Origin of the sequence: Novosphingobium sp. (genome assembly GCF_049240505.1) — a bacterium.
Classification (GTDB): Bacteria; Pseudomonadota; Alphaproteobacteria; order Sphingomonadales; family Sphingomonadaceae; genus Novosphingobium.
In genome coordinates, this window is record NZ_JBMLSM010000213.1 from 1 (window position 1) to 3,586 (window position 3,586).

4 protein-coding genes and 1 tRNA gene are annotated in these 3,586 nt (G+C 60.2%); 3 read left to right on the forward strand and 2 right to left on the reverse strand.

Features of this window, described 5'->3' with window-relative positions:
- Window positions 1-135 precede the first annotated feature (135 nt).
- Window positions 136-220 (reverse strand) — tRNA-Leu (locus ACOVQ0_RS17350).
- 145 nt (window positions 221-365) lie between these two features.
- Between ACOVQ0_RS17350 and ACOVQ0_RS17355 the strand changes: the two genes are divergently transcribed.
- From ACOVQ0_RS17355 to ACOVQ0_RS17365, 3 genes are all read left to right on the forward strand, one after another.
- A complete protein-coding gene (locus tag ACOVQ0_RS17355) occupies window positions 366-548 on the forward strand; it encodes a hypothetical protein (RefSeq protein WP_168854735.1) in 183 nt (60 codons plus the stop codon).
- Between the two features lie 211 nt (window positions 549-759).
- Window positions 760-1,149: a hypothetical protein gene (locus ACOVQ0_RS17360; RefSeq protein ID WP_421887325.1), complete on the forward strand. Its 390-nt coding sequence runs from the start codon at window positions 760-762 to the stop codon at window positions 1,147-1,149.
- 18 nt (window positions 1,150-1,167) lie between these two features.
- Window positions 1,168-2,151 (forward strand): hypothetical protein, encoded by a 984-nt coding sequence (locus tag ACOVQ0_RS17365; protein WP_421887328.1) that lies wholly within the window; start codon window positions 1,168-1,170, stop codon window positions 2,149-2,151.
- Window positions 2,152-2,204: 53 nt separating this feature from the next.
- Here the strand turns inward: ACOVQ0_RS17365 and sppA are convergent.
- Window positions 2,205-3,586 (reverse strand): signal peptide peptidase SppA (gene sppA, locus ACOVQ0_RS17370; RefSeq protein ID WP_421887331.1); only part of this gene is annotated, 1,382 nt, incomplete at its 5' end.

Genomic DNA, 3,586 nt, shown 5'->3' on the forward strand with positions numbered 1-3,586 from the left:
GCAGGGATGGTGACGGTGTAGGCGCGCTTCAGGCCCTCGTTGGTGGTTTCGACGATCTGCATCCTGATCCAACTTTCATTCATGTCGCGCGCCCTGTGGCGCGGAAAAAGCTGACTCGGACGCCGGCGCGCGGACTGGTGCGGGCGAAGGGACTCGAACCCCCACATCTTGCGATGGCAGGACCTAAACCTGCTGCGTCTACCAGTTCCGCCACGCCCGCATCCGGCGAAAAGCGAGCGGTGCCCCTATCGCAGTGGCTTGAAAAGGGCAAGCACCTTGGAATTGGGGTGTGAACGACGCGACGGAACCGGGTATAGTCGCGGCGAGTTGGGGAAGAAAGCTCGAACCTTCAAAGGAGCCGAACGATGGCAACCACGCCCGATTCCCCGCAACCTGACCGAATCGAACCGCAATCCCCACCAGAAACCCCGCCCGTGACCGAACCCGACGGCGTACCGCCGGTGATCCAGCCTGACGAAACGCCGGTGGTGGAACCCGACACTGTGCAGCCGGGCGCCCCGCAGGAAGTGCCCGCCGCGCCGGATTGATTCGCAAAATCCTCCCCGTTTCCCCGAAGGGCAAATGGAGAGGGGGACCGCCCGCGCAGCGGGTGGTGGAGGGGCAGCACCCTCACCCCTCCGTCATTCGCTGGCGCGAATGCCACCTCCCCGTTTGTGCATTCGCAAAAACAGGGAGGATTTTTCTGGCCTTGGCCCGAACTCGGCTTACCCTACACACCCATCCCAAAGGGAGCGTGCCATGCCCGAAACCTTCGAAGCCACGTTCGCCGCCCTGCGCGCGATCATGCTGGGACAGGCAGGCGGCATGGCGGTCACGCAGGACGCCCCCGGACATCTGGTGCTGAAAACGCCGTGGAACGAGCCGGGCAAGAAGGAGCCTGCGTGGTTCGGCATGGTGCAGATCAAGAAGGCCTATGCCTCGTACCACCTGATGCCGCTCTACGCGCAGCCCGCCCTGCTGGACGGCACGTCGCCCGAATTGCGCAAGCGGATGCAGGGCAAGAGCTGCTTCAACTTCAAGAAGGTTGAGGACGATCTCTTCACCGAACTCGCCACCCTCACCCGCCGCTGCGCCGAGGCTTATGCGGAGCCGGTGGGGCGACGGGGTGTTGAGTGTAAGCTTCGTTGAAAACACAATATAATAATTGTGAATATTGCAAATTTTTATGATAATTCGATTAGAAATAGTTCAAGCGAAGAAGGAAAAATGACCAACTCTTTCGATCAAGACTCACCAATCGATGCACTTATGACAACTCGCGGGCAACGAATTGGTGATGATCGCGACGGGTTTGGAAGCCTCGTTATGAACCGTTTGTGGCTGGCCCCAGATTATCCTGCGTCGTCTGACCAACGGTTTGAGGACCAGCTGGAGGTGCTTACGCTGGGGGCAATGCCAGGCTCACTGAAAGGCAGAATGCCGGAAGAGCTCTATGTTTTCAGTCGGGGGAATACACCAGACAAACCACTGGACATGGCACAGTTCAGTTACACGAAATCACTTTTCGTAGTCAGCAACAAGATTAAGCAGATAATCCAAGGCCTTCCAATAAAAAATTCCGAATTTTATCCTGTATCGATGGTCTATTCGAACAAGGGAGCTGACCCCGATGTATGGGGCGGCGGTCAGGTTGTCTCGAACACCCACTGGCTGTGGTGGTGCTACGCCGTCTACGATCTCGTGGATGTTGAATGTACACAGGCCCTTTTGACGCCACAGACCGAGCCTAATCGTGCGATCAGCAAAGATCCGCTTGTCGATTTCCATCATATTGGACGGCGAAGGAGTAGCCCACCAATTACAGTGGGCCTTAAGTACGTACCTTACGAGGAAAGCGCGGCATTTAGAATCCTTGGGTGGTCGAGTGCTGACATGATCGTCTCTCCGGCGTTTGTGAACGCTCTTACCGCTAGCGGATTAGTTTATCCTGACGGGCCAATCTTAATCTCGGCATTACCTTTGGACGGTCCCCGATACGCCAAGATCAAGGTTGATTTCAGCAAGAAGCTTATCCCCCTCAAACCACCGCTTCGCATATTTGGGACGAACATTATCACTGCTGATTACAATGATCTGCCGTTCGTTAGTCGGCGTTCGCCATTGTTTCCTATCTCCAGCCACGAACAGTGACAGCTTTGTAGTTCCGGCAATTACGGCACCTTTCAAATATGTCCCGCCCCCAATCAGCCTCGCTTCCATGCAAAAAGCGCGAGCAACCGCAGCAAGCCCCCACTCTGCGCCTCTCGCACCGGAACCACACCCCGGTGCTCCCCCGCGCATTCCAAACAATAGGCCTTGATCCCACCATCAGTGGTCAGCCGCAGCAAATCCGCCTCCAGCCTTGCCAGCAAACCCTTGTGCTGCGCGGCCAGCGCGCCCGCCAGATCGTGCGAACGGGCGGCGGGCGCCTCACCGGTTTCCATCTGGCGGAGGAACTGGGCGATGGGGCTGAGTTGGCCTTCGATGTAGGCAGCGTGCCATTCCTTGGCCTTGGCCTGTTTGGCGACCCACGCGACGGCCTCATCCAGACCGCCGAATTCATCGACGAGGCCAAGCTGGCGGGCGGTGCCGCCGTCCCAGACGCGGCCTTGCGCGATCTTGTCGATATCGGCGGCGGATTTGCTGCGCGATTTGGCGACGAGTCCGACGAAGCGGCCATAGATGCGTTCGACTTGGCCTTGCAGCACGGCGGAGACTTGCGGGCTGAGGCCGCCGAGCAAGTCGGGCTGGCCGGAAAAGGGCGTGGTGCGGATCGAATCGGTGGTGACGCCGAATTGCGGCAGCGCGTTTTCGAAGCTGGGCAGGACGGCGAAGACGCCGATCGAGCCAGTGATTGTGCCGGGTTCGGCAAAGATGCGCTGGGCGGGGGTGGAAACCCAGTAGCCGCCGCTCGCGGCAAGGCTGCCCATCGATACGGCGACCGGCAGGCCCTTGGCCTTTACCCGCTCCACCGCCGCGCGGATGCGTTCGGAGGCGAGGACCGAGCCGCCCGGGGAATCGACGCGCAGGACGAGGCCTGCGTAATCTTCGCTGGCGGTGATGCCATCGATCAGATCGGCAATGCGGTCCCCTCCGGCGCTGCCCGGCCCGGCATCGCCATCGACGATTTCACCCGCGACGGTCACGACAGCGATGGCCTTGCCCGCCTTTGATGGCGTCTTGTCGGCCAGATAGACCGGCAGTTCGTTGGCCTTGAAGCCGCCGAGGCCCTGTTCTTCGTCCGCGCCGACCAGTTCGGCCACGCGCTTGCCAAAGTCCACGCGGTCTCCCACGCGGTCAACCAGCCCCGATTTGAGCGCGGCCTGTGCGGCATCGCCGCCGCTATCGGCCACCCACTTTTCGGGATCGGTGAGCATCGGTGCAAGGTTCGCCCTGGGGCGGACCTTCTTCACCTCGTCCTGCCAGTTCTGCCAGATCGCGCCATAGACGCCCTGCATCGCCTCACGCGCTTCGGGCGACATGTCGGCGCGCATGTAGGGTTCGACCGCGCTCTTGTATGTCCCCACCTTGAAGACGTGGACGGTGGCTTTCAGCTTGTCGATCAGGCCCTTGTAGAACAGCAGCG

Excerpts from the sequence above, each read along its gene's own strand:
- ACOVQ0_RS17355 (WP_168854735.1), top strand. The coding sequence starts at position 366 with ATGGCAACCACGCCCGATTCCCCGCAACCTGACCGAATCGAACCGCAA.
- ACOVQ0_RS17360 (WP_421887325.1), top strand. The coding sequence starts at position 760 with ATGCCCGAAACCTTCGAAGCCACGTTCGCCGCCCTGCGCGCGATCATG.